At 71.6% G+C, this 25,884-nt stretch carries 17 protein-coding genes and 4 pseudogenes; 12 read left to right on the forward strand and 9 right to left on the reverse strand.

Going from position 1 to position 25,884, the window contains the following annotated elements; all coding sequences use genetic code 11:
- Nucleotides 1-211 precede the first annotated feature (211 nt).
- Both MMA15_RS21370 and ftsY read left to right on the forward strand, forming a co-directional pair.
- Entirely contained in the window at nucleotides 212-1,636 is a 1,425-nt protein-coding gene (locus MMA15_RS21370) for a sugar porter family MFS transporter (RefSeq protein WP_241061735.1), read from the forward strand.
- A 128-nt stretch (nucleotides 1,637-1,764) separates the two neighbouring features.
- Nucleotides 1,765-2,970 carry a signal recognition particle-docking protein FtsY gene (gene ftsY / locus MMA15_RS21375; protein WP_241061736.1) on the forward strand — a complete coding sequence of 402 codons (1,206 nt, stop codon included), beginning with the start codon at nucleotides 1,765-1,767 and terminating at the stop codon, nucleotides 2,968-2,970.
- 253 nt (nucleotides 2,971-3,223) lie between these two features.
- On the opposite strand, the gene MMA15_RS21380 is transcribed toward ftsY, so the two are convergent.
- Nucleotides 3,224-3,919, reverse strand: a complete 696-nt coding sequence (locus tag MMA15_RS21380) for a bifunctional DNA primase/polymerase (RefSeq protein ID WP_241061737.1) — start codon at nucleotides 3,917-3,919, stop codon at nucleotides 3,224-3,226.
- A gap of 283 nt (nucleotides 3,920-4,202) precedes the next feature.
- Between MMA15_RS21380 and MMA15_RS21385 the strand changes: the two are divergent.
- The 8 genes and pseudogenes from MMA15_RS21385 to MMA15_RS21420 all read left to right on the forward strand — a co-directional run bounded on the left by MMA15_RS21385 (nucleotide 4,203) and on the right by MMA15_RS21420 (nucleotide 15,432).
- Nucleotides 4,203-5,811, forward strand: a pseudogene (locus MMA15_RS21385) (NsdA family TPR-like regulatory protein).
- A gap of 548 nt (nucleotides 5,812-6,359) precedes the next feature.
- A complete protein-coding gene (locus MMA15_RS21390; protein WP_241061738.1) occupies nucleotides 6,360-7,721 on the forward strand; it encodes an ammonium transporter in 1,362 nt (453 codons plus the stop codon).
- Nucleotides 7,718-8,056, forward strand: a complete 339-nt coding sequence (locus tag MMA15_RS21395) for a P-II family nitrogen regulator (protein ID WP_241061739.1) — start codon at nucleotides 7,718-7,720, stop codon at nucleotides 8,054-8,056. Before MMA15_RS21390 ends, MMA15_RS21395 begins: the two co-directional genes overlap by 4 nt.
- A gap of 12 nt (nucleotides 8,057-8,068) precedes the next feature.
- Nucleotides 8,069-10,261, forward strand: a complete 2,193-nt coding sequence (locus MMA15_RS21400; RefSeq protein WP_241061740.1) for a [protein-PII] uridylyltransferase — start codon at nucleotides 8,069-8,071, stop codon at nucleotides 10,259-10,261.
- Between the two features lie 65 nt (nucleotides 10,262-10,326).
- Nucleotides 10,327-11,013: pseudogene (locus MMA15_RS21405) on the forward strand ([protein-PII] uridylyltransferase); the annotation flags it as partial.
- Nucleotides 11,014-11,535: 522 nt separating this feature from the next.
- Nucleotides 11,536-13,089 (forward strand): signal recognition particle protein, encoded by a 1,554-nt coding sequence (gene ffh / locus MMA15_RS21410; protein ID WP_241061741.1) that lies wholly within the window; start codon nucleotides 11,536-11,538, stop codon nucleotides 13,087-13,089.
- A gap of 20 nt (nucleotides 13,090-13,109) precedes the next feature.
- Nucleotides 13,110-13,628, forward strand: a pseudogene (locus tag MMA15_RS21415) (GNAT family N-acetyltransferase); the annotation flags it as partial.
- 475 nt (nucleotides 13,629-14,103) lie between these two features.
- Nucleotides 14,104-15,432 (forward strand): HAD family hydrolase, encoded by a 1,329-nt coding sequence (locus tag MMA15_RS21420; RefSeq protein WP_241061742.1) that lies wholly within the window; start codon nucleotides 14,104-14,106, stop codon nucleotides 15,430-15,432.
- Nucleotides 15,433-15,484: 52 nt separating this feature from the next.
- Here MMA15_RS21420 and MMA15_RS21425 read toward each other — a convergent pair whose 3' ends face one another.
- The 8 genes and pseudogenes from MMA15_RS21425 to yhfZ all read right to left on the reverse strand — a co-directional run bounded on the left by MMA15_RS21425 (nucleotide 15,485) and on the right by yhfZ (nucleotide 24,096).
- Entirely contained in the window at nucleotides 15,485-16,897 is a 1,413-nt protein-coding gene (locus MMA15_RS21425) for a phosphopentomutase (RefSeq protein ID WP_308290574.1), read from the reverse strand.
- Nucleotides 16,894-18,057, reverse strand: coding sequence for an alanine racemase (locus MMA15_RS21430; RefSeq protein WP_241061743.1), 1,164 nt, complete (start codon nucleotides 18,055-18,057; stop codon nucleotides 16,894-16,896). Before MMA15_RS21430 ends, MMA15_RS21425 begins: the two co-directional genes overlap by 4 nt.
- A gap of 71 nt (nucleotides 18,058-18,128) precedes the next feature.
- On the reverse strand, nucleotides 18,129-19,256 hold the full coding sequence (locus MMA15_RS21435; RefSeq protein WP_241061744.1) for an aminotransferase class V-fold PLP-dependent enzyme: 1,128 nt from the start codon (nucleotides 19,254-19,256) through the stop codon (nucleotides 18,129-18,131).
- Complete coding sequence (locus MMA15_RS21440; RefSeq protein WP_241061745.1) at nucleotides 19,253-20,449, reverse strand: phosphotriesterase family protein; 1,197 nt, start codon at nucleotides 20,447-20,449, stop codon at nucleotides 19,253-19,255. Before MMA15_RS21440 ends, MMA15_RS21435 begins: the two co-directional genes overlap by 4 nt.
- A gap of 46 nt (nucleotides 20,450-20,495) precedes the next feature.
- A complete protein-coding gene (locus MMA15_RS21445) occupies nucleotides 20,496-22,061 on the reverse strand; it encodes a YhfT family protein (RefSeq protein ID WP_241061746.1) in 1,566 nt (521 codons plus the stop codon).
- A 36-nt stretch (nucleotides 22,062-22,097) separates the two neighbouring features.
- Entirely contained in the window at nucleotides 22,098-22,457 is a 360-nt protein-coding gene (locus tag MMA15_RS21450; RefSeq protein ID WP_241061747.1) for a DUF2620 domain-containing protein, read from the reverse strand.
- Entirely contained in the window at nucleotides 22,454-22,888 is a 435-nt protein-coding gene (locus MMA15_RS21455; RefSeq protein ID WP_241063344.1) for a PRD domain-containing protein, read from the reverse strand. The genes MMA15_RS21450 and MMA15_RS21455 overlap by 4 nt, the downstream gene beginning before the upstream one ends.
- 265 nt (nucleotides 22,889-23,153) lie before the next feature.
- Nucleotides 23,154-24,096: pseudogene (gene yhfZ, locus MMA15_RS21460) on the reverse strand (GntR family transcriptional regulator YhfZ).
- Nucleotides 24,097-24,364: 268 nt separating this feature from the next.
- Between yhfZ and MMA15_RS21465 the strand changes: the two are divergent.
- Both MMA15_RS21465 and rpsP read left to right on the forward strand, forming a co-directional pair.
- Nucleotides 24,365-25,066, forward strand: coding sequence for a hypothetical protein (locus MMA15_RS21465; RefSeq protein ID WP_241061748.1), 702 nt, complete (start codon nucleotides 24,365-24,367; stop codon nucleotides 25,064-25,066).
- Between the two features lie 370 nt (nucleotides 25,067-25,436).
- The gene (gene rpsP, locus MMA15_RS21470) at nucleotides 25,437-25,883 is read left to right on the forward strand and encodes a 30S ribosomal protein S16 (protein WP_241061749.1); all 447 of its coding nucleotides are present in this window, start codon (nucleotides 25,437-25,439) and stop codon (nucleotides 25,881-25,883) included.
- Nucleotide 25,884: the final 1 nt, after the last annotated feature.

Here is a 25,884-nt window from a genome sequence, read left to right on the forward strand (position 1 = left end):
CGCAGGGCACCCTCTCTTCACACTTTGAACGAGTACGTGACAGTCGTAACTGTCATTCATTCAGTCTGGACCTATTGACTTCGATACTTAAAGTCATAGTCTCTGCAACGTCACTTTTACCTTCAAGCTGTGGCGCATGCAGTGTGCGTGCACGCCTCGGAGGCGACACAGTCCCGAACCCGGTCCCCACGCCGGGCACGCAGGAGAGACCTTGACGAGCACCTCACCATCGGCGCCCCCGGCGGAGAGCGGTCACACCGCCCCGCTCGGACGTGTCGTCTTCATCGCAGCATCGGCCGCCATGGGCGGCTTCCTCTTCGGCTACGACAGCTCCGTGATCAACGGCGCGGTCGAGGCGGTACGCGGCAGGTTCGACGCCGGCTCCGCCATGCTGGCCCAGGTGATCGCCGCCGCACTCATCGGCAGCGCGATAGGCGCCGCACTCGCCGGACGCATCGCCGACCGCATCGGCCGCATCCGCGTCATGCAGATCGCCGCCGTGATCTTCACGGTGAGCGCCGTCGGCTCGGCACTGCCGTTCGCGCTGTGGGATCTCGCGCTGTGGCGCGTCCTCGGCGGGGTCGCCATCGGCATGGCCTCCGTGATCGGGCCCGCATACATCGCCGAGGTGTCGCCGCCCGCGTACCGCGGACGTCTCGCCTCCTTCCAGCAGGCCGCTATCGTCACCGGCATCGCCGTCTCCCAGCTCGTCAACTTCGCGATCCTCACGCTCGCCGACGGCGACCAGCGCGGGAACCTGGCCGGTCTCGAGGCGTGGCAGTGGATGCTCGGGATCATGGTGGTCCCGTCGATCGCCTACTTCCTGCTCTCCTTCGTGATCCCCGAGTCGCCGCGCTTCCTGATCTCCGTCGGGAAGCACGCCAGGGCCCGGGAGGTGCTCCGGGGCGTCGAGGGCGACCACGAGCGCATCGACGACCGGCTCGCCGAGATCGAGCACGGCATGCGCACCGAGCACAAGTCGACGTTCAAGGACCTGCTCGGCGGGCGCTTCGGCTTCCTGCCCATCATCTGGGTCGGCATCGGGCTGTCGGTCTTCCAGCAGCTCGTCGGCATCAACGTCGTCTTCTACTACTCCTCGACGCTGTGGCAGTCCGTGGGGATCAACCCCGAGAGCTCGTTCTTCTACTCCTTCACGACCTCGATCGTGAACATCATCGGCACCGTCATCGCGATGCTGCTCGTCGACAAGATCGGCCGCAAGCCGCTCGGGTTCATCGGCTCCGCCGGGATGACCGTCTCGCTCGCGCTCGTGGCCTGGGCGTTCTCGGCCGTACGGGGCTCGGGCAAGAACGTGTCGCTGCCGGACACCCAGGGCACCGTGGCGCTCGTCGGGGCCCACACCTTCACGCTCTTCTTCGCGCTCTCGTGGGGCGTCGTCGTATGGGTGCTGCTCGGTGAGATCTTCCCCAACAAGCTGCGTGCCGCCGGGCTCGGCGTCGCCGCTGCCGCCCAGTGGATCGCGAACTGGGTCATCACCGCCAGCTTCCCGAGCCTGTCGGACTGGAACCTGTCCGGCACCTATGTGATCTACACGGTCTTCGCCCTGCTCTCGATCCCGTTCCTGCTCAAGTGGGTGCCGGAACCGAAGGGCAAGGCGTTGGAGGAGATGGGCTAACCGACCCCCGCCGCCCACTCCTTGGCACGGTCGCCGCCCCGGTCCCCCTCCACTACGGGCCGGGGCGGCGGCGCGTGCGGGGGCGGCGTACCGGTGCAGGGTTGACGGTGGCGGATACTGGACGGGCTATGGAAATCGTCATCCTTGTTGCAGTCATCGCCGTGGTCCTGCTGGCCACCGTCAGCGGGCTCGTCGTCAGCGGCCGCAGGAAGAAGGCCGCCCGCGAGAAGCCCGCCGCCACCAGGGGCACGGCCACCGCACCCGCCGAACCCCGTGTGGGCGACGAGGCGGTGGGCACCGCCGAAGCGCCCCGAAGAACGATCGAGGAGGTCGGCCTCCCGGAGGCCGAGGCCGAGGCGCCCGCCGCTCCGGCCCCCGCCGAGCCCGCGATCGAGATCCCGGAGCCGACCGCCGGCAGGCTCGTAAGGCTGCGCTCCCGGCTCTCCCGCTCGCAGAACACCCTGGGCAAGGGCCTTCTCACGCTGCTCTCCCGTGAGCATCTCGACGATGCGACCTGGGAGGAGATCGAGGACACGCTGCTGACGGCCGACGTGGGCGTGGCACCCACGCAGGAGCTGGTCGAGCGCCTCCGTGAGCGGGTACGGGTCCTCGGCACCCGCACGCCGGAGGAGCTGCGCGGGCTGCTGCGCGCCGAACTGCTCACGCTGGTGGGCCCGGACCTGGACCGTACGGTCCACACCGAGACCGCGGGCCCGGTCGACCGTCCCGGTGTCGCACTGGTCGTCGGGGTCAACGGCACCGGCAAGACCACCACCACCGGCAAGCTCGCCCGAGTGCTGGTGGCCGACGGCAAGTCCGTGGTGCTCGGCGCCGCCGACACCTTCCGTGCCGCCGCAGCCGACCAGTTGGAGACCTGGGGCAAGCGCGTCGGTGCCCGCACCGTGCGCGGACCCGAGGGCGGCGACCCGGCGTCCGTGGCCTTCGAGGCCGTCAAGGAGGGCACCGAGCAGGGCGCCGAGGTGGTGCTGATCGACACCGCGGGGCGGCTGCACACCAAGACCGGGCTCATGGACGAGCTGGGCAAGGTCAAGCGCGTCGTGGAGAAGCAGGGCCCGGTCGACGAGGTGCTGCTCGTCCTCGACGCCACCACCGGTCAGAACGGACTCGTACAGGCACGGGTCTTCGCCGAGGTCGTGGACGTCACCGGCATCGTGCTCACGAAGCTGGACGGTACGGCCAAGGGCGGCATCGTCGTCTCGGTACAGCGTGAACTGGGCGTACCCGTAAAGCTGATCGGGCTCGGGGAAGGCGCGGACGACCTGGCGCCGTTCGAGCCGGAGGCTTTCGTCGACGCGCTGATCGGCGGGGATTGACCGCGCGGGACTCGGCGGACGGCGTTCCGCGAGCCCCGCGTGGCCGCGGCGAGCGCACGGGTCCGCAATGCGGCGCCCCGCCCCCGGTGCCTCAAGTCAGGCCGGGGGGCGGGGCGTTGCCACGTCCGGACGGCTCGTGCGCCGGGTATGGCTCGCGTGACTCACGTGGCTCTCGGTTTCCGGATGTGGGGCGTATGCGCCGGGCGTACCGTCCCGGCCGTCGCCGGCCGGGCGGGAAGAGCCGGGAGCCGGGTCAGGCCGCCGAGCGGTTGGACACATACGCGAGCGTGCCCAGCAGCAGCCTCGCCTGTGGCGGACGGGCCGTGGCCTCCAGCGTCGGCTGTCGCAGCCAGCGCACCGCGCCGAGCCCGCCGCGGTCCGACGGCGGCGCCGTGACGTACTCGCCCTCGCCGAGGCCCCGCAGATCGAGCCGGGCGTCGTCCCAGCCCATCCGGTAGAGAAGTTCGGGCAGTTCGGCGGCGGCGCCGGGGGCGACGAAGAACCAGGCACGGCCGTGCGGCGCCAGGGCCACGGGCCCCAGCGGCAGACCCATGCGTTCAAGTCTTACGAGCGCGTGCCGTCCGGCGGCCTCGGCGACCTCGATGACGTCGAAGTGGCGGCCCGTGGGCAGCAGCAGCGCGGCGCCGGGGCACTGCGCCCAGGCCGCGGTCACCTCGTCGAAGGGCGCGCCTGGCGGCACTTCGAGTGAGGCGTCGAGCGGGTGCGCTCCGGGCGCGGGGCAGACCGCCGCGCCGCATGAGCATTCCGTACGCCCCCCGGCTCCACGCGCGGCCCTTGCGCCGGGGACCACGGACCATCCCCACAGGCCGGTGTACTCGGCGACTGCGGTGGCGGCGGAGGCGCGGTGGCGCCGGCGGGAGCCCGGGCGGAGCTGATGAGAGTCGCGGATGCCGCCCAGACCGCTGATGGCGCCGATCGTGAATCCCATGCTCCCTCCAACGGGTCCTGCCTGCCGATGGTTACGAGCGCACTGCGCACAGTGACGGGTCACATGCGTGAGCGTCCGCCCGCATCGGCCGAGTCGTGTGTCAAGTGAATCGTGTGCGGCGTCACAAGGGTTCATTCGAAGGGGTGGCGAATGGTGGCGATTCTGCGAACCCCCTCGCCCGGCCAGTGATCGTAGGATTACTTTCGGTACACACCGACGGTGGCGGTATCGCCTCGTGGGTATGCCGGAGGCATGGGGTGTCATGGGGGCGGTGAGGGGACTGATGGGGGTTTTACCGGTTGGTGAGGGCGAGAAGCTCCCCAACGAGCAGCTGAGTTCGTGGTTCATGCGCAGCGGCTGGTCGAAGGGTGAGCTTGCACGCCAAGTCAACCGCCGGGCCCGTCAGTTGGGCGCACACCACATCAGCACCGACACATCCCGCGTACGGCGCTGGCTGGACGGCGAGCAGCCTCGCGAGCCCATTCCGCGCATCCTGTCCGAGCTGTTCTCCGAGCGCTTCGGCTGCGTCGTCGCGGTCGAGGACCTCGGCCTGCGTCCCGCCCGGCCTTCCCCCGCGGCCTCCGGGGTCGATCTGCCCTGGGCCGGGCCGCAGACCGTAGCGATGATCAACGAGTTCACGCGCAGCGATCTGATGCTCGGCCGGCGAGGGTTCCTCGGCGCCTCCCTGTCTGTCTCGGCCGGACCTTCGCTGATCGAGCCGATGCAGCGCTGGCTGGTGCCGAGCCCGTCGGCGCCCGAGGCGGGGGCCGTGGGGCCTTCGGACGCCGGCTCCGCTGCCGTGACCTCCCCGCACGGCAGCGGAGCGACGTCTTCGGCCCACGGCAGCGGCGGCGGCGCGGTCGCGGCGATGCCCGCCAGGGGCCGGTCCGCGGCGCGGCAGCGCACGGCGAAACTGTCGATGCCCGAGGTCGAACTGCTGGAGCACACCACGGTGATGTTCCGGCAGTGGGACGCCCAGTGCGGCGGCGGACTGCGCCGCAAGGCGGTCGTCGGGCAGCTCCACGAGGTGACGGACCTGCTTCAGGAGAAGCACGCGGAGCCGGTGGGAAGCCGGCTTGTTCCGTGTGACGGCCGAACTCGCCGCGCTGGCCGGGTGGATGAGCTACGACATCGGGCTCCAGTCCACCGCGCAGAAGTACTTCGTACTCGCGCTGCACGCCTCGAAGGAGGCAGGGGACCGGCCGCTCGGCTCGTACGTGCTGAGCAAGATGGGGCGGCAGATGATCCATCTCGGCCGCCCCGACGACGCGTTGGAGCTGATCCACCTCGCGCAGTACGGCAGCCGCGACGGGGCGACGGCCCGTACGCAGGCGATGCTGCACGCGATGGAGGCACGTGCGTACGCGAACATGGGGCAGCCCGGTAAGTGCCGGCGGGCGGTGCGCATGGCCGAGGACACCTTCCAGGACGTCACTCCGGGGGACGGCGACCCGGACTGGATCCGCTTCTTCTCCGAGGGCGAACTCAACGCGGAGACCGCGCACTCCTACCGCGACCTCGCCTACTCCCAGGGGCGCAGCCCGACTTACGCGTCGATGGCGCGGCCGGCGATGGAGCGCGCCGTCGAGCTGTTCCGGCAGGAGGCGGAGGAGACCGAAGGCGGCGGCCACCGCCGCTCGTACGCGCTGAACCTGCTGGGCATGGCGAGCGTGCATCTGCTCCAGCGGGAACCGGAGCACTGCGCCTACCTGGCGGGGGAGGCGATCGACCTGGCCAGGCGCCTCCGTTCGGAACGCGTCAACAACCGCCTTCGCAGGACCGCCGCCTGGGCCGCACGCGACTTCGGGGAGGTGGCGGAGGTGGTGCAGCTCGGCGAGCGGCTGGCCGCCGAGCTGCCCGACATGGAGACGGCGGGCGCGGCGGCGGGATGAGCACGGGCCGCCGCACCCGCGTGCATCGGCGCACGCCACGCCTGCGTCCGCGCAAGCCACGCAGCCGTCGCGCCCATCCGCGTACGGGGCCGCACCGGCGCCTGCCGGACCGACACGGACGGGTCTCAAAATAATTACGAACTCGTGGAACCCATCCGGGAGTTGATCCGTCCAACCCATGACAACCGGCCGTGACCGGCACCCCGGACACCCGACAGGCTCCCCCCGTTTCCTGTCGTACAGGGTGCGGTCACGGCCGGTTCTGCATGCCGGGGGCGCGAAGGCGCCCGCCGCACTCTCCGTCCCGGGTCCTTCGCGTCTTCGCATGGGCGGCCTTCTCCGGCAGTTCACCGGTACGTAACACCGCGGCGCGCATCGTCACCGCCGCGAAACAACCCGCGGCATCGACGGAAACCGAATGCGGCGACTGTTGCCGGTACACCCCCCTGGGCCACCCCGGCCACCTGGCGACCCGGCCATTCCGGTCGGCCCGCCCGTCCCGCATCCCCGTCCGTTCCACGCGGGCCGGTACTTGGAGGAGACGTCCATTGAACGGCGCCGATACCGCATTCGTACTGATCAGTGCGTTCCTGGTCATGCTGATGACGCCTGGCCTCGCCTTCTTCTACGGCGGCATGGTCCGCGTCAAGAGCGCGCTCAACATGCTGATGATGTCCTTCATCTCACTGGGCGTACTGAGCGTCCTGTGGGTGCTCTACGGCTACTCCCTGGCCTTCGGGCCCGACACCGGCGGCTTCATCGGCAACCTCGACTTCGCCGGGTTCAAGGGCATCACCGACGGATCGCTGACCGAGAAGGGCGGCATCCCGGTCCTGGCCTTCGCGCTCTTCCAGATGATGTTCGCGATCCTCACGCCCGCGCTGATGAGCGGGGCGCTCGCCGACCGTGTGAAGTTCGGCGCGTGGACGGTGTTCATCGCGCTGTGGGCGACGCTCGTCTACTTCCCCGTCGCGCACTGGGTGTGGGCTGAGGGCGGATGGCTCTTCGACCTCGGCGTCATCGACTTCGCGGGAGGCACCGCCGTACACATCAACGCGGGCATCGGGGCGCTCGCGGCCGTACTGGTCGTCGGCAAGCGCATCGGCTTCAAGAAGGACCCGATGCGTCCGCACAGCCTGCCGCTGGTGGTGCTCGGCGCGGCCCTGCTGTGGTTCGGATGGTTCGGCTTCAACGCGGGCTCGGCGCTCGCCGCGGACGGCACCTCGGCCCTCATGGCCATGAACACCCAGCTCGCCACCGGAGCCGCCGTACTGGGCTGGCTCGTCTACGAGCGGATCCGGCACGGCGCGTTCACCACGCTCGGTGCCGCCTCCGGCGCCGTGGCGGGGCTCGTCGCGATCACGCCGTCCGGGGCGAACGTCAACGCGATGGGGGCGCTGGCCATCGGCCTGGTGGCCGGGCTGGTCTGCTCGTGGGCAGTGAGCCTCAAGTTCAAGCTGGGCTTCGACGACTCGCTCGACGTGGTGGGAGTGCACCTCGTGGGCGGTGTCATCGGGACGCTGATGGTCGGGTTCCTCGCCGTCGACGGCGACGCCGGACTGGCGCAGTTCGGCAAGCAGGCCACCGGAGCGTTCTCCGTGATGGGCTATTCGTTCGCGGTCTCCTGGATCATCGCCAAGCTGATCCACGTCACTGTCGGGATGCGTGCGAGCGAGGACGAGGAGACGAGCGGTCTCGACCGTGCCTACCACGCGGAGACCGCCTACGACTTCAGCGCCGTCGGCGGCTCCCACTCGGGTGCGGGCGTGGGCGCGCTCGCCTCGGGCACGGGAACGGGCAGCGGCCGGGGCGCCGCCTCCCAGGCAGACTCGTCGTCCGCCGCCTCCTCGTCCGTACGTGACGACGCGGCGAAGTCCGGCCCCCTGACCGAGAAGAAGGTTGACGCATGAAGCTCATCACCGCGGTCATCAAGCCGCACCAGCTCGAGGACGTGAAGGAGGCGCTGCGTGCCTTCGGCGTGCAGGGCCTGACGGTCACCGAGTCCAGCGGCTACGGGCGCCAGCGCGGGCACACGGAGGTCTACCGGGGCGCCGAGTACACCGTCGACCTCGTGCCGAAGGTCCGTATCGAGGTGCTGGCCGAGGACGAGGACGCCGAGGAGTTGCTGGAGGTCGTGGTGAAGGCCGCCCGCACGGGCAAGATCGGCGACGGCAAGGCATGGACGGTGCCGGTGGAGACCGCCGTCCGCGTCCGTACCGGCGAGCGCGGGCCGGACGCCCTCTAGGGGTCGGCGGACATGAGCGGGCACACGGGGCTCCAGGACACGACGGACGGCATCGACCCGGACGGCGGCGACGACGAGGCCGACGCGGCCGGCGGCGCCGGTCCGGACGATGCGGCCGGCGCCGCCGATGCGATCGGCGGCGATCCGGACGGTGGGGGCGGCTACGCCGCGGCCCGGCTGCGTCTCCTCCGCGGCGACGACGGCACAGCGGCGGGTGCTCCCCGCCGTGCCGAACTGGCGCGGCTGACCGACCGGTGGCTGGCCGGTCTGCTGGGGGACGCCGGACCGGGCGTCGCCCTCGTCGCCGTCGGCGGCTACGGGCGGGGCGAACTCTCGCCGCGCAGCGACCTGGATCTGCTGCTGCTCCACGACGGCAAGGCAGGCACCGGCGGGATCTCCCGCATCGCCGACCGGGTCTGGTATCCCGTCTGGGACCTGGGGATCGCGCTGGACCACTCCGTGCGTACGGCGGCGGAGGCACGTGCCACCGCCAAGGAGGATCTAAAGGTCCAGCTCGGTCTTCTCGACGCCCGGCACATCGCGGGCGACGAGACGCTCACCGACGGGCTGCGCACCGGGCTGCTCGCGCAGTGGCGGGCGGAGGCCCCCAGGCGGCTGCCCGAGCTGAGGGAACTGGCGGAGGAACGGGCGCGCACGCACGGCGAGTTGCGCTTCCTGCTGGAGCCCGATCTGAAGGAGGCACGCGGAGGGCTGCGGGACGCCACGGCCCTGCGCGCGGTCGCCGCGTCATGGCTTGCGGACGCGCCGCGCGACGGGCTGGCGCGGGCGCGGGAGTCGCTGCTGGACGTGCGCGACGTACTGCATCTGTCGACGGGCCGTGCCACCGACCGGCTCGCTCTCCAGGACCAGGACCAGATCGCGGCGGCCGCCGGCCTCGCCGACGCGGACGCACTGCTGCGGCATGTGTACGAGTCGGCGCGGACCATCGCCTACGCCGCCGACGTGACCTGGCGCGAGGTGGGCCGGGTGCTGAAGGCGCGCGGGGGGCGCACTTCACGCCTGCGGGGGCTGCTGGGCGGCGGCGCTTCGGGCGCCCGGCGCACCCGGCTCACGGCGGCGAACCAGGCGGTGGACGGTGAACGCACGCCGCTCGCCGAGGGCGTCGTCGAGCACGAGGGCGAGGCCGCCCTGGCGCGCACCGCCCGCCCCGAACGCGATCCCGTACTGCCGCTGCGTGCGGCGGCGGCAGCCGCACAGGCCCAACTGCCGCTCGCGCTGCCCGCGGTACGCAGGCTCACGGCCGCGGCCGAACTGCCCGTGCCATGGCCCGCGGAGGCCCGCGAGGAGTTCGTCACGCTGCTCGGCGCGGGTGAGGCGACGGTGCCGGTGTGGGAGGCGCTGGACGCCGAGGGCCTGATCGGCCGGCTGCTGCCCGACTGGGAGCGGGTGCGCTGCCGCCCGCAGCGCAATCCCGTGCACCGCTTCACCGTCGACCGCCACCTCGTGGAGACGGCCGTACGTGCCTCGGCGCTGACCCGCCGGGTGCAGCGGCCCGACCTGCTGCTGGTGGCCGCGCTGCTGCACGACATCGGCAAGGGCTGGCCCGGCGACCACTCCGTGGTGGGCGAGACGATCGCCTACGACATGGCCCGGCGCATGGGCTTCGACGCCGCGGACGCGGACGTGCTCGCCACGCTCGTACGGCATCACCTGCTGCTGGTGGAGACGGCGACGCGGCGCGACCTGGACGACCCGGCGACGATCCGTTCGGTGGCGGACGTGGTGCGCGGCGTGGGAACGCTGGAGCTGCTGCACGCGCTGACGGAGGCCGACGCGCTCGCCACCGGGCCAGCCGCGTGGTCGGCGTGGCGGGGCACGCTCGTGGCGGACCTGGTCAAGCGGGTCGGCGGGGTGCTCGCGGGGGAGGCGGTGGAGGAGCACACGGAACCGTTCGTGCCGTCGGCGGAGGCCGAACGCCTCGCGGTCGAGGCATGGCGTGCGCTGGGGGGCCGGCGCTCGCGCTCAGCACGCCGGGCACGTCGAGTGCGGCGGGGGAGCACGCGGAGGGCGAGCACGGCGGCGGTCGCCACGGCGATCCGCGCGGCGGCGGCGGACGCCACGGCGGCGGACACCAGGGTGACGTGGAGCCGTCCGTCGCCCCGGTCGGTGCCGAGCTGCTGGTCGCCGTCCCGGCACGTCCCGCGTCCGGGCACCCCGAAGACCCCGCAGGCGCCCGGGAGTTGACCGTGCCCGGACACCTGGCGGCGGGCGGCGGGCCCGGTCAGCCCGGCGCCCCCGGCGGCAGCGGACCGTATGCGATGGGCGTGCTCCCGGCGGTCGCGGGCGTGCTCGCGCTGCACCGGATGACCGTACGGGCGGCGGACCTGCGCCTGATGCGGCTCCCGGCCGAGGTGGCGGAGGGCGTGACGGAGGGTGCGACGGAGGGAGCGCCCGCCGCGCACGTCGGCGACGGAGACACCGGTGCGCCCGGCGCCTCCGATGCACCCGGCGCCTCCGAGGCCCCAGCAGCGGACGCTTCCGTACTGCTGCTCTCGTGGCGGGTGGCCGCCGAGTACGGCTCGCTGCCTGCCGCGCCACGGCTCCGCGCGGACCTCGCGCGGGCGCTGGACGGCTCACTGGACATCGCCGCCCGTCTCGCCGAGCGCGAGGCCGCCTACCGCGGGCCGAGGCGGCGCCGGACCGGGCGTCAGGCACCGCCGCCGCGCGTCACGGTGGCGAGGGGCGGTTCGCAGTCCGCGACGGTGCTGGAGGTACGGGCCCAGGACGCCCCCGGTCTGCTGTACCGCATCGGGCGGGCGCTGGAGGGCGCCGGTGTGCTGGTACGCAGTGCACACGTCAGCACGCTCGGCGCCAACGCCGTCGACGCCTTCTATCTCACGGGGGCCGACGGTGCCCCGCTGCCCTCCACCGAGGCGGCCGGGCTCGCACGCGAACTCGAAGCGGAGCTGGGCGCGGCTCCGGAGGAGGAGACGTAGCAACGCGGCCCCGGTACGCACCCGGCCCCGGTACGCGCGCGGCCCCGGTACGCACGCGGCCCCGGTACGCAGGCGCACCTCGGCACGTAGCCGCACAGCGCACCGACAGAACCCTGTACACCCAACGATGCGGTGAGCACTGCTCTCGCGTCGAAGCGCCGCTCTCTTCTGTCGCACCGCGCACCCCCGCAGACCGCTGCTCTCCGAGCGGAGCAGTGCTCTCCCGGGGAGGCACCGCTCACTCGCTCAACCACCGCTCACCCAGCGGGACATCGCTCACGCCACGGAGCACCGCTCACTCGGCCAACCACCGCTCACGCCACAGAGCACCGCTCACCCAGCAGACCGCCGCTCGGCGCGCGGCACCTCGCGGAGATCCGTGCCCGGCGTGTGCGTGGGCCCCGCCCTCGCGCCTGAAGCCCGTCGGCGCCCGGACCTGACCGCACTCCGCGTGGACGGATACCCTTGGAGGCCGACTGCCGACCTGACCCAGTACCCAGACGCGAAGGATCCGCGAACGCCGTGTTCGACACTCTCTCCGATCGCCTCGCAGCGACCTTCAAGAACCTCCGGGGCAAGGGCCGCTTGTCCGAGGCGGACATCGACGCCACGGCGCGCGAGATCCGTATCGCCCTGCTGGAGGCGGACGTCGCCCTTCCCGTGGTGCGTGCCTTCATCAAGCAGGTCAAGGAGCGTGCCGTCGGGAGCGAGGTCTCCCAGGCGCTGAATCCCGCACAGCAGGTCATCAAGATCGTCAACGAGGAGCTGATCGGCATCCTCGGCGGCGAGACCCGCCGGCTGCGCTACGCGAAGAACCCTCCGACGGTCATCATGCTCGCGGGTCTCCAGGGTTCGGGTAAGACGACCCTGGCGGGCAAGCTCGGGCGCTGGCTTCAGCAACAGGGCCACACGCCGCTGCTCGTCGCCTGCGACCTCCAGCGTCCCAATGCCGTCAACCAGCTCTCGGTGGTCGCCGAGCGCGCCGGTGTCGCCGTCTTCGCCCCCGAGCCGGGCAACGGCGTGGGCGACCCGGTGAAGGTCGCCGAGGACTCGGTGGTCCACGCCCGGGAGAAGCAGCACGACGTGGTGATCGTCGACACCGCGGGCCGCCTCGGCATCGACGAGGAGCTGATGCGGCAGGCCGCCGACATCCGCGACGCGGTCAGCCCCGACGAGATCCTCTTCGTCGTCGACGCGATGATCGGCCAGGACGCGGTCACCACGGCCGAGGCGTTCCGCGACGGCGTCGGCTTCGACGGCGTGGTCCTCTCCAAGCTCGACGGCGACGCTCGCGGCGGTGCGGCCCTCTCCGTCGCCCAGGTCACGGGCAAGCAGATCATGTTCGCCTCCAACGGCGAGAAGCTGGACGACTTCGACGCGTTCCACCCGGACCGCATGGCGTCCCGCATCCTCGGCATGGGCGACGTACTGACGCTCATCGAGAAGGCCGAGCAGACCTTCAGCCAGCAAGAGGCCGAGAAGATGGCCGCGAAGCTGCAGAAGGGGCCGAAGGAGTTCACGCTCGACGACTTCCTGGCGCAGATGGAGCAGGTCCGCAAGATGGGCTCCCTGTCCAAGCTGCTCGGGATGATGCCCGGCATGGGCCAGATGAAGGAGCAGATCAACGACCTCGACGAGCGCGAGGTCGACCGCACGGCCGCGATCATCAAGTCGATGACGCCTGCCGAGCGCGCCGAGCCCACCATGATCAACGGTTCACGCCGCGCCCGTATCGCACGGGGTTCCGGCGTCGAGGTGAGCGCGGTGAAGAACCTCGTCGAGCGGTTCTTCGAGGCGCGCAAGATGATGTCGCGCATGGCCCAGGGCGGCGGCATGCCGGGGATGCCGGGGATGCCCGGCATGGGCGGCGGAGGCAAGAAGAAGCCGAAGCAGCAGAAGAAGGCCAAGGGCAAGCGCCAGTCGGGCAACCCGATGAAGCGCAAGCAGGAGGAGCAGGCCGCCGCCCAGCGCAAGGCGGCGGGCGCGGGCAGCGCCTTCGGCGGTTCGGGCGCGGGACAGGGCCCTGAGGAGTTCGAACTTCCTCAGGAGTTCAAGGACATGCTCCCCCCGAAGTGAAGCATCGGGCGCGGGGGCGGATGATGTCGTTCATGCGCGTATACATCCGGCCCCCGCAGCCCGGCGACGAGACCGCCTACCGAGAGGCGGTGCTCCGCTCCGCCGACCATCTCAGCCCCTGGAACCCCGTCGAGCCGGACGGCCTTCCCGATCTGCTGCGGCGTCAGGGCCCCGCGCTGCGCAGCTTCATGATCTTCGACGCCGAGGACGACGGGCTCGTGGGACGCGTCAACGTCGCGAACATCGTCCGTGCCCGCTTCTGCAACGGCGCGCTCGGCTACGACAGTTACGTGCCGTACGCGGGCACCGGCCGCATGACCGAGGGCATGCGGCTGATCGTCGACCGGTGCTTCGAGAGCGCCCCGCAGGGGCTGGGACTGCACCGTCTGGAGATCAACGTCCAGCCGGAGAACGACCGCTCCACCGCCATGGCGCGGCGCCTCGGTTTCCGGCACGAGGGGTTCTCCCCGAGGATGCTCTTCCTCAACGACGCCTGGCGCGACCACGAGCGGTTCGCCATCACCGCCGAGGAGTGGCCCGAGGCGCGTGCCGCCGTGCAGCTTCGTGAGCAGGCCCGTGGCAACGGTTCGAGGCGCGAGACCCGTCCCGGGTCGCGGCAGGGGCGGCCCGAACCGGGTGTGGGAATGGGCGCCGACCGCTGACACCGGCCACCGGGCCGTCTGCTGACGACTGACGTTCTGACGGTCGACGGCTGACCGCTGACCGATGACGGCCGCCTGCTATCCGCTGACGACTGACCGACCCGATGACGACTGACCGTTCCCGCGCCCGGCTCGCTGCCCGGCGCGGGAGCCCCATGGTCCGGGCCGAAGTCCAGCCCCAGGCCGGTTCAAGGCACGCCCATGCGCAGGTCAAGGCCCGGAATATCACCGGTGATTGGCGAGTGTCTGATGCCCCGCCAGGTGAAAGATGTACGGTACATGCCACTGGGGCGGTGTCATTCGGACACGGCCCCGACGGCATTCCGCCCCCCTTCGTACACCGGAGAGCCTTATGCGTAACCGATCCGTTCTGGCCGCGGTGAGCCTCGCGGCGGTCGCTCTCGTGGCCTCGGTCCCCGTGCCCGCCGCGGCGGCAGCGGGGAGCACCGGCAACGGCACCGCCGGCACCGGAGCCGCCGCGCCCGCGTCCGGACGTGCCGACTGCCCGCGGCTTTCGAAGAAGCTCAAGTGGTACGGCCACAACCGGGCCGCGTTGCAGCGGATGATCGACGAGCGCGGGCTCTGCGGTCACCACGCCGCAGGTGACGGCGAGTCCCGTCCGGTGGCCGCGTTCGACTGGGACAACACCGTCACCAAGAACGACACCACCGACGTGACCCTCGCCTGGGCCCTGAAGCACGACAAGATCCTCCAGCCCCGTAGCTGGCGCGACACCAGCAAGTGGCTCACGCCCGCCGCGGACCGTGCGCTGACGAAGGCGTGCGGCGAGTCCGTGCCCGTGGGCCGTCCGCTGCCCACCTCCACCGACACCGACTGCACCGACGAGATCTTCCAGATCCGCACCGAGGCGCAGACGATGGACGGCCACCCGGCCTTCGGCGGCGAGTGGAACCACCGCCGCACGGTGCCCGAATACGCCTGGGTGGCGCAGCTCTTCGCCGGTCACACCCCGGCCCAGGTCGCCGCGTACACCGAGGCCGGACGCAAGAAGAGCCTGGCCGCCCGCGTCGGCAGCGAGATGGAGGTCGGCACCCACACCGTCCCGGCGTACGTGCGCTACTACCCGCAGCAGAAGGACCTCATCGGCACCCTGAAGAAGGCCGGATTCGACGTCTACATCGTCTCGGCGGGAGTCGAGTACGCGGCCGAGGTGTGGGCGAAGGGCGTCGGCATCGACGCCGAGCACACCATCGCCATCCGCAGCGTCCTGCGCGACGGCCGCATCACCACCCGCAACGAGGGATGCGGGGGAGAGCCCGCATCCGAGGGCGAGACCATCCCCTACATCGACGGCAAACGCTGCTGGATCAATCAGGACATCTACGGGATCAAGGGCGCGGCCGCCTGGAAGCAGCAGGACCGCGCGCACCGCATCGCCTTCGGCGCGGGCGACGCCGACACCGACGTCACCTTCGTACGCGACGCGACGGGCGGGCACCTCGTGCTCAACCGCAACAAGGACGAGGTGATGTGCCGCGCCTACGACGACGAGGACGGCCGCTGGCTGGTGAACCCGATGTTCATCGAGCCGCTGCCGCAGAAGCCGGAGCCCTACCCGTGCGCGACGTCCGCGTACATCGAGGAGAACGGCGCGCTGACGGCGGTGCGGCGCTACGACGGCAGCGTCGTGCCCGACCAGCGGGACGGCGTCTTCGGCTGAGCCGTACGGGACTTGAGGCTTCGGCCGGGACGCCGGTCCCGCGCCGCCCGGGTCAGACGGGGAGCGGAGAGCCCGCGGCCGTGCCGCGCGGGCCCTGGCCGGTGTCCTCCCCGTCGCTCCGGGGTGAGCCGATGCCGAGGAAGCGTGCCGCCGTGGCACCCACGTCGGCGAGGGACGCCGCGTCCGGGAGCAGCAGCGCCCCGGACGCGGCGTTCTGCGTCCCGGCGCGGCGGACGAGCATCAGCACCGGCACGTACTCGCGGGTGTGGAACGCGTGCCCGATCAGCGGGTCGTTGCCGTGGTCCGCGGTGACGACCAGCCGGTCGCCGGGCCGGTCCAACTCCTCGATCAGCAGGGCCAGTCCGGCGTCGGCCTGCTGAAGCACCTCGCCGAAACGCAGCGGGTCCTGCTGATGCCCGGCCAGATCGGTCTCCTGGACGTTGGCGACCACGAGAGCCGGGGCGACGGCCCTGTCCTCGGCGTCTCCGGTGTCTCCGGTGTCTCCGGCGTCTCCGCTCCCTCCGTCCCCTACGGGCCAGGGTCGTGCCCGTACGGCGTCCCGCACCGCGTCCAGGGTGTGCGCCATCACCTCGTCCGTACGAACTGCCGGGCGGCGCACCGCACTCGGGCACGCGAGGATGTCCGCCGCCTTGCCGACCAGGGTGACCGCGGTGCCCGCGCGTGCCGCCAGCTCCGGCAACTGCCGTGCGTGGTCCAGCGGCGCGCCCAGGTGCTGAACGCGGAGGCCGCCGTTGCGGTAGAAGCCGGAGGCCGGGGTATCGAGGCCGGCGGTGCCGCCGTCGCCGTGCCGCACGAAGGAGCGCAGCGGGCCGTCGGCTTGACCGCCGACCGCGATGACCCGGGCGACGGGTGCGACGGCGCGGACTGTGCGGGCTATGGAGAGGATCGCTTCGAAGGGCCGGTCGTCCAGGCATGCGGAGACGTTCCAGTTGACGCCGGGGTCGGCCTCCAGGTTGTCGTGCACGAGCACGTGGCCGTCGACGAGCAACACCGGGCCGCCGTCCAGGGGTCGGGCCTCATGGCCCGCGTCCTTCAGCGCACGTACCACATGCGCGGTGTGCTGCGAGAGACGGGCGAGGCCGATCCCGGTGAAGTCGGCGCCCATCATGGTCTGGTGGCCCGCCCAGGTGTCGGCGCCGTCGTAGCCGAGCGCGGCACGGGCGAGGGCGACCGGCAGCGTCGTCGCGGGCGCGAGCGCGGGGTGCGGGCACAGCACGCCGAGTCCGAGGCGGCCGAGGGCGGGAAGCCGCAGATGACCGCCGTTCACGGCCCGGCAGCGGTCGAGGAGATGCCGGAGGGTGTGTGCGTCGCGGTCGCCGGGACGCAGGGCGCCCGCGTCGGGCATGGCGCCGATGCCCAGCCCGTCGAGTACGACGATCACCGTCCTGCCGGCGGGCGGCGGCGACGGCAGCCCCCGGCCCGCGCCGGACACGCCGGCGCTCACAGGGCCCGGCCCAGCGGGTCGTACAGGCCGGTCAGTTTCGGGGTGCCGGAGGCCAGCCCGGAGACCACGGCGACGCTGCTGCGGGTGACGAACATCTGCGTGCGGAAGGCGAGCAGCGCCGTGTCGCCGACTCGTACCGGCGGCGCACCGGGCGAGGGGGCGTCCAGCAGCCGGTAGTAGTCGATGTTCTCCGCGGGCATGCCCTGCACGGGCAGCCGCAGACCCGTGCGGTGCAGCAGTGCCTCCTTGATGTGCGCACGGGGATAGAAGCCGCCTCCGAGGAGCGCCGGGCGGCCGTCGGCGAGGGTGTGGGCGACCTCGGTGACATAGACGTAGCCGGGGCGTTCCGGCTGCTCGGGGTCGGCCGCGTGCAGCGGCGTGGTGCCGGTGAGAGCGTGCCCGGGCTCGCCGTGGGTGGCGCCGAGTCCGGCGAGCAGCGGCAGCGCGGCGGCCGAAGTGGCGCCCGGCGCACTGAGTTTGAGGTCGCTGTGGCCACGGCTCTCCAGCCGTGCGCGGGCCTCGCGCAGCCTCGTGAAGGTCTCCGTGGGCCGCAGTCCCGTAGCGGGGTCGCACACCAGGCACGGGAACCCCGTCACGCCCGCGATGCGTACACCCGGCATCTCCTCGGCCTCGGCCGCGAAGCCGTCGACGCCGCCGGGCGGCACACCGCCCTCCTGGCCGGGGAAGACCGCGCGGGCCCCGCCCGCCAAGCGCAGCAGTACGTCCTGCACGAAGCCCTGCCGTAGTGCCTCGTCGGAGACGGCACGGGCGTTGGCCGCGTCGAAGACGGTGACCGCTTCGGGGCGCCAGGCCAGCATCTCCGGGAGCGCCCGCCGAGGGATCTGCACGAGGTGGCCGATGTTGCCGGTGCGTGCACCGGCGGCGTGCAGCGCGCGCGCCTCGGGGGCGTCGATCGCGGCGGAGGCGGGCAGATGACGGGCCGCGGCGGCGATCAACTCGGGGTTGCGGCCGAGCTGTTTGACGACGAACCACAGCGTCAGGCCGTGCCGGCGGGCCCGTTCTGCGAGCAGTGCGGCGTTGGCCTCCACGGCGTCCCGGTCGACGACGTAGGTGTCCGGCGGTATCGCGCCGTCCCGGTGCAACGCGGCGGCCGTGTCCGCGAGTCCGGGGTTGCGGGCGAGGACGGTGTCGAGGAACAAGGTCGGTCCTCCGGGGGCGGGACGGTGGCTGGAGGGGCGGGATGCGCCTGGTGGCCTAAGGGGCGGCGCTCTCAGGACGCTCCCGGTCCGTGCGCCGCATACAGGTCCTCCAGGGCGCGCCGCAGGATGTCCACCACGAGGCCGGCGCCCGCACGCATCGGATTGATCCGCACCGTCCAGTCGGCGAGCCCCGGTTCGTCGTCCAGGGCGGAGGAGGACATCCGGTAGAACAGCGGGGCGATCTCGTAGCGGGAGCAGGCGCCCACCGGGTAAGGCGCCGCCCCGTAGCGCGCCGCCAGCTCCGGCAGCCCACGCGCCAGCGGCCTGTCCAGCCGCACCACCACACAGCGGTCCTGCACGTTCGCCAGCCGGACCTCCGCCACGCCTGGCACCTCGCCCGCCTCCAGCCGCGCCGCGACCTCCTCGCCCGTGCGCGACTGCACGGACCACATCACCGGTACGTGTGTGAGCGCACGCAGCGCCTCCAGCGCCTGACCGCCCTGAACCTGGCCGCCGCCCGAGTAGTTGTCCTCGCGTACGCGCCCCACCAGCGCTCCGGAACCCACGACGGCGCCCACGCCCTCCGGTCCGTGCAGCTTGAACAGCGAGAAGCACGAGGCGTCCGCGCCCATCCCGGCGCCGCTCGTGGGCACCCTGAAGACGGCGTAGTTGTCGTCCACGACGGTGCGCACACTCGCAGCACGGCACATCGCCACCACTTCCCCCGGGTCGTGGGAGTCGCCGAGCCGCTGCCGTGAGTGCTGTACGTACGCGAAGCGGAACTCCCCGCTCGCCAGGGCTTGTTCGAGGGCCGCGCGGTCGCCGAAGTCCACCTGGTGGGTGCGTACGCCCAGACCGCGCAGGGTCACCGCCGTGGTGCGGTAGACCGGAGCGCTGTGGATGAGCAGCGGCTCCCCGTGACGCAGCACCGCGGCGAGCGCGCTGCGGATCGCGCCGGTGCCCGCGCCCTGCACCAGCGCGGCGTCGTCCGCGCCGAAGAAGTCCGCCAGCACCGCCTCCACACGGGCCGTCGTACGGGGTCTGCCCAGGCCGGGCACGACACCGGCGTCCGCTTCGAGGAGCTGTGTGCCCTCGAAGTGCCGCGCGGTGCACTCCAGCAGCCGGAACTGCGTCTGCACGGCCTCCTCCAGACCCACGGTGGGCAGCGGGTACGTCCGCGGCAGTCGTGGCGCGCTCATCTCACGGCTCCTCCTTCCTCCTCGCACTGCTTCTCGCCGTGGGCCCGGCCCCGGGCGTCGTCATGGGCCCGGCCGTGGGCAAGCCGGTCGCCGTCGCCGTCGCCTTCGACGTCGCCTTTGCCTTCGATGTCGCCGTCGTCGCCCGTCAGAAAGCGCAGCGGATTGCGCCGCGTCAGCAGGTCGATCAGATCGTCGTCGGCGCCCGCCGCCCGCAGCCGCGGAAGGAACGAGCGGAACAGATGGCCGTAGCCTCTGCCGCCCTCGCTTCTGAGGTAGCCGTGGCGCGAGATGTCGCAACTGAGCAGCGCACGCTCGGCGTGGCCCGCCTCCAGCAGCGCGAGCAGCAGCCTCAGCCGTGAGCCGTCGCTGCGGTAGTTCTCCTTGCCGACGGTGTCGAACGCGATGTACGCGCCCGCCGCGGCCAGTTCGCGGTGCACGCCGGGGTCGTCGAGCAGATCCTGGTGCCCGACGCAGACACGGTGCGGCGCCAGCCCGGCACCGGTCAGCACCTCGATCTGGGCGAGCCCGCCCCGGCCCAACTGGGCGTGTGTGGCCACCGACAGGCCCGTCGCCCGCGCGGCGAGCGCGGCGGCCGTGAGGGTACGGACCTCCTGCGCGCTCGGTACGTCGCCGTGGCTTCCGGCCTCACCGATCACCCCGGGGCGTACGGGAGTACCGCCGGAGCCGGAGCCGGAGCCGGAGTCGGAGCCGAGGCCGAGGTCCCGTCCGGCGTCCCGGCTGTGGTCACGGGCCGAAGTTCCGCCGCCGGCCCCGGACTCGGGGCCGATCCCGTCCTCGATCTCGTGGATCAGCAGCTCGGCGAGTTCACCCGCGTCCGCCGTCGCCGCCTCCTCCGGGTGGAACCGCTCGTAGTACCAGCCCGTGCCCGCCACCACCGCGACCCCCGACTCCCGCGACAGCCGCGCCAGGGCGCGAACATCCCTGCCCATGCCCCGGCACGTCAGCTCCACGACCAGTGAAAGGCCGAACTCCTCGCGCAGCGCTCCCAGTTCGGCCCCCACCGGCGCCATGTGGCGGCCGTCGAGCACCGCTTCGGCGTCCCCGCCGTGCGACAGGTCCAGCGCCAGATGCTCGTGCGGCAGCACGGGACCGCGTACCCGGGCCGTTGCGAGCGGCCCCGCGACGGTACGCAGCAGACGCTCGGACCGCTGCGGGGGCCGCTGCTCGTACATGCCCGGTGCCCCTTCCCTGCCGTGCCTGTCCACCTGGGGGAGGGGGTCAGCTCTTGACCGGGGTGAACAGGTCAAGCCAGTAAAGGAGGTTGAGCAGCACTCCGCCCACCAGCACCGCGGCGGGTGCGGCGGCCATACGCACCACGACCCGGCCCGTCGCCTCGTTGAGCAGATAGAGACCGCCGACGATGAGGATGCCCAGCCCGCCGCCCATGGTGTTCGCTGCCAGCAGCGACCCGAACAGGATGGCCAGCCACAGGCTTTCGCTGATCGCGCTGCGCAGATGCTCGGAGGAGTCCCGTACCGACGGAAGCCGCCCCAGCATCCTGCCGATCCAGGAGAGCGCCAGCACCTCGACGGCGAAGACGGCCGCACCGGCGAGCACGGCCAGCCAGGGGTTCGGCAGCAGATAGCCGATGGGGTAGACGAAGGTGAAGCCCGCTATCGCATACGCGCCGGAGGCGAGCGCGGTGGTGGCGATCAGGGGTATGAAGCCGAACACGCGGTAGAAGTCGACCTGCGCTGCCCCGGCGTGGTCGCCCTTGGCTATGAGGAAGCTGGTGGCCTCGCCGCCGCCGAAGACATGCATCTGCGCCAGCAGGCACACGCCCGCGCCCAGCAGCATGAACAGCGGCAGATGGCGGCGCAGCCGGGTCGCGCTCGCGCTGAACAACGAGCGCATCGGGTCCTCCAGTTCGGCCTCGGAGACCGTACGGGAGTCCGGCGCCGCGGAGGCGGCCGTACCGGCCTTGGCTGTGGCGGTGGCTGGGGTCGCGGTCGCCTTCGCGTCTGCGTCTGCGGCTGCGGCTGCGGTCTTCGCGTCTGCCCCGCCCGCACCCGCACCCGCGCCCACTCCCGCGACCGCTCCGGCCTCGGCCCGCGCCTCGTCGGCCTCCTGCTGCGCCTTCTCCTCCTGCTCGCGTTCGGCCGCCTCCGCCCGCTCCGCGCGCCGCTGCCGTACGTCCTTTGCCGTGGCGAAGCCGATGAGCATGACGACGCCCACCGCCATCGCCGGCGCACCGGCGAACACGTCGGGCCACAGCTTCATCGTGAGGACGACCAGGGCCAGTTCGACCACACCCGCGATGCCGCCGCGCAGCCTGCCGAACTGCCTGCTGATCGCGAGCACCGGGAAGAGCGTGAACAGGAAGAGGATCGGCGTCGACATCTGCTGCATGGCCGTGAGGAAGTCGACGGGCAGATCGTGCGCGACCTTGTTCGCACCGCCCAGCCCGAAGACGACCACGGCACCCCAGGCGCCGCCCAGCAGCGGGGCGAGCCACCGCTTCGGCGAGAGCAGCCCCAGCACATCGGTGGGCAGGAACAGCAGCCAGGGGTTGAGCACCCCGGTCGACAGCGCCATCGGCGCCCCCAGCCCGAAGATGAACCCCGCGGAGAGGCCGAAGGAGACCGCCGTCGTCGCACTGCGCGTACTGCGGCCCTGGATGAAGTCGAGCATGAACGGCCGTACGCCGTCGTTGAACACCGCCAGCGCCAGATGGGATATGAGCGCGGTCAGCGCACACAGCAGGATCACGGTCGTCTGCTGGGCGCCCGAGAAGTCCAGGCTGTGTCCGCCGGCGCTGCCCGCGCCTGCCAGAAGATCGCTCACGGGATTCTCCCTCTCCTCGTCCGGCGGACCGGCGGTTCAGCGGGTGTGCGCGGCGATTGCACGCGCGATGACGGGTGTGGTGTCCGTGATCTGGTCGACGCCGAAGCCGAAGACCTTCCTGCCGCTCTCCAGCAGTTCGGTGACCTCCGCCTCGCTGGGCACGCTCCGCCCGAAGGTGTGGCACACGCCGCTGCCGAGCACGCCGAGGAGCACCCCGAGGGACGCCCCGGCACCGGTGTGGCACGTACCGAGGTAGTAGTCGGCCTGCCCGGCGCGCAGCCTCATCGCCGCCTCCATGTCCGAGGACACGGCGACCTCCAGGCCGTCGATGCCCAACCCGCCCAGCTCCTCGGCGACTTGGGCCTTGCCGATGCCTCCGGTGAGGATCCTCGTCACGGCTGCTCTCCGTTCTGCCGTACGGACGCGCCCTCGGGCACGCCCGCTCGTTCGCCTGCCCCCGGCCGCTGCTGGAGTACGGCCAGATGCATCGCCAGGTAGTGGATCTCTGAGCCGGGGAGCGGCGGGGCGCCGAGCGTCCGCTGCGCGCGTGCGGCGATCTGCCGCGCCAGCCGCAGGGCCCCCGGCCGGTCCGCCAGTTCGGCCGCCATGTGCTCGCCCGCGGCCGGGTCGTCGACGGGTTCGCCGTCGAGCAGCCGGTTCAGGGCCGTCATCAGATGGCTGGTGAGCATTCCGGCGGTCTCCTCCGAGACGGGCAGTCCCGCTCGGGCCAGTCCTTTCAGCTCCCGCTCGACGAACTCCACGATTTCCGCGCGTACTTGACCGGTCTCGCGGAACAGCCCGATGCGCAGGGCGAGTTGTTCCTCCAGCGTCCCGTCCGGAATCCCGTACGGATTCCCGCCCTGTTTCTCCTGCATGGAGCGTCCTTCCACGGCACTGACACCGGCCACGACAGTAATCAGGATTCTGCTTTCTGGGGAGCCCTGCTGCGGCTCCTTTTTTCGGCGCCCGCATGGAAACAGGCGCGGAGGCAGCGGAGGAAATGCCAAATGGCCGCGGAGTACTGGGAGTTGAGGAAGCCGGGACCCGGGGGAGCCGGGAAGGAAAGGACCGCGGGGCGCGAAGCCCGGGCGGTCAGTACAGCGGCACCCGTTCGCCCCGCAGTACCTCTCCCTGCACCTCGGTCACCACGGAGAAGTCCAGCGACGCCCGTACGGCGTCGAGCGCGGGCGTCTCACCGGACCGCCCGATCAGCGCCGCGCTGGAGTTGCGTGAGGCCAGCTCACGGGCGATCTCCTCGTCCAGCGGCAGGACTTCGACGTCGGGGCCGAGATGGTCGCGCACCTCGTCGAGGTTCCACACCGTGGCGTCGACGCGTCCCTGCGCGAAGAGACCGCGAAGCTGCATGTACGACGCCTCGACCCACTCCACGTCCTCCCGGCCCGCGAACGCCCGTGCCGCCAGCATCCGCAGATCCTCCGAGGAGGAGTCCACTGCGACGCGCAGCCCCTCGGTTCGCAGCGGGGTGCCGCGTCGCAGCAGCAGCCCGTGCGAGCCGACGTACGTACCGGGCCCCAAGTCGGCCACCAGCTCCACGGGATGCTCCTCCGCGATCCGGTCCGCGGCGAAGCGCGAGAGCACGACGAGGTCGGCCTTGCCGTCCAGCAGCGCACCGAGACGCGTGGACGCGCCCCTCATGAAGGTGATGGCGAACGGCGCCCCGGCCTGCTCGAACGCCGCACGCAGCCCCGTGGCCAGGCCCTCGTAGCGGTGCGAGTACGGCAGGGGCATCGCGGCGAGCAGCGTGCCCAGCCCGGCGAGCCGCCACAGTATGGCCCGCTCCGAGCGCACGAGGAACGTGCCGAGATGGCCTCGGGCCTTGGTCTCGACGGCGCCCTCCTCCTCCAGGAGCTGAAGCGCCGCCTGCACGGTGCCGTTCCCCACCTTCAACTCGGCGGCGAAGTCGCGCAGTCGTGGAAGGCGTGTGCCCGGCCTCGTGATTCAGCAGCAGCGCGGCCAGTTGACGTGCTGCCATTCCGTTACGGGTGAGGAAGCGCGCCCCGTCGCCGCCGATCATGCGCCGGATAATATCCAGAATCCTGGATATTGCCAACGGGAAGAGCACGTGATCCTGCTCTCTCCCTGGTCGCAGGCGGTACCCCGGTGCACACGACTCCGGAGAATGTCGGTATGGTCACCGAGGTGTACCGATCGCTCCCGACGGGCCTCCTATCCCGGAGGTACGTCCGGGATGGCCGTGTCGGGCGGAGTCATCCATGCTCCTGTCCGCTCGCCCCGCTGGTGCGGCACCATCGCAACTGACCGGTACGTGCAAAATATTCAAGTTGTCCCGGAATCGGAACACTGAGGCGGTCCGACTCGTTGAGCACGACGTGAGCACGACACCACCAGTCCTCGCCGCCGAGTTGGCAGCAGCATGGGCGGACATTCAAAGTCACCACCCGGAGCTGCCGGACTTGGCCGCGCCCGAATCGCTTATCGGGGAGTCCTCGTCCGCATGCGGCGGCGGACTCTCCTTCGAAAGGCTGCTGCACGAGGCCGTGCACGGAATCGCGGCGGCACGCGGAATCAGAGACACCTCCCGCGCAGGCCGCTATCACAACCGCAGATTCCTCGCCGTGGCCGAGGAGTTGGGGCTTGTGCATCCCGAAGAGCCGCACGCCAGCAGTGGTTTCTCACTCGTCAATCCGTCCGCGGAGACCAGACGCATCTACCGGCCCACGATCGAGCGCCTTCAGCGTGCGCTGAAGGCATACAGCGCCGCGACGGAGACGGACGGCGCGGGCAGCTTCCGCGGCCCCGCGGCCCGTCACGGTTCGAGCGGCGGCGGCGTGCGCGTGAAGGCCGTGTGCGACTGCGGGCGGAACGTGCGCGTGGTGCCCTCGGTGCTGGCGCAGGCCCCGATCGTGTGCGGAGCGTGCCGCAAGCCGTTCCGCATCCCCGACACCGCGGACACCGCGGTGGGGCGTGCCGGTGCGGGCTCCGGCTCCGAGGAGCGGGTGGAGGCGGTCGCCGGCGTCGGCTGACACCGGGCCGGGCGCGGCTGCTCCTCCGCGTGACGATGTGAAGTACAGGGCGGCGCCGGGGAGTTGAGACGTCCCCGGCGCGCGGTCCCTCGTACGTCGGCCGGGAGCGGTGATCGTTTGCGCCGCCGCCCCTACGTCGCTCCGGGCGGGCCCCTTCCGCCCGTCTGCTACGGCCCGATGCCCCCGCGGTATCGGGCCGAACCGGGTTCGGCCGGGCGGGTCACTTGTGGCATCATGGTGCGCTGTACTCGACAGTCGCACAGGACCCCTCTCTCCTTCGGCTGACGCGTCCATCGGACCTCCGGGTACCGCAACCCCACGTGGTCACCCGTTGTGTCCACCCACGTCAAGACCAGGAGACACCACAGCAGTGGCAGTCAAGATCAAGCTGAAGCGACTGGGCAAGATCCGCTCGCCGCACTACCGCATCATCGTCGCCGACTCCCGTACGCGCCGTGACGGCCGTGCCATCGAGGAGATCGGTCTCTACCACCCGGTGCAGAACCCTTCGCGCATCGAGGTCGACTCGGAGCGCGTCCAGTACTGGCTGGGTGTCGGTGCGCAGCCGACCGAGCCCGTCGCGGCCATCCTCAAAGTCACCGGAGACTGGCAGAAGTTCAAGGGTCTGCCGGCCCCCGAGCCGATGAAGGTCGCCGAGCCGAAGGCCGACAAGCGTGCCCTCTTCGAGGCCGCGGCCAAGGAGTCGGCGGACGAGCCGAAGGGTGAGGCGATCACCCAGAAGGCTAAGAAGGCGGACAAGAAGGCGGACGAGGCCGACAAGAAGGCCGAGTCCACCGACGAGTCGACCGGGTCCTGAT

Source organism: Streptomyces marispadix (assembly GCF_022524345.1).
Taxonomy (GTDB): Bacteria; Actinomycetota; Actinomycetes; order Streptomycetales; family Streptomycetaceae; genus Streptomyces; species Streptomyces marispadix.

What these genes read in the sequence shown, in the direction of transcription:
- MMA15_RS21400 (WP_241061740.1), top strand. Translation starts at nt 8,069, where the DNA reads ATGAGCGGGCACACGGGGCTCCAGGACACGACGGACGGCATCGACCCG.
- MMA15_RS21380 (WP_241061737.1), bottom strand. Translation starts at nt 3,919, where the DNA reads ATGGGATTCACGATCGGCGCCATCAGCGGTCTGGGCGGCATCCGCGAC.
- ftsY (WP_241061736.1), top strand. Translation starts at nt 1,765, where the DNA reads ATGGAAATCGTCATCCTTGTTGCAGTCATCGCCGTGGTCCTGCTGGCC.
- MMA15_RS21440 (WP_241061745.1), bottom strand. Translation starts at nt 20,449, where the DNA reads ATGTACGAGCAGCGGCCCCCGCAGCGGTCCGAGCGTCTGCTGCGTACC.
- MMA15_RS21395 (WP_241061739.1), top strand. Translation starts at nt 7,718, where the DNA reads ATGAAGCTCATCACCGCGGTCATCAAGCCGCACCAGCTCGAGGACGTG.
- MMA15_RS21435 (WP_241061744.1), bottom strand. Translation starts at nt 19,256, where the DNA reads ATGAGCGCGCCACGACTGCCGCGGACGTACCCGCTGCCCACCGTGGGT.
- MMA15_RS21420 (WP_241061742.1), top strand. Translation starts at nt 14,104, where the DNA reads ATGCGTAACCGATCCGTTCTGGCCGCGGTGAGCCTCGCGGCGGTCGCT.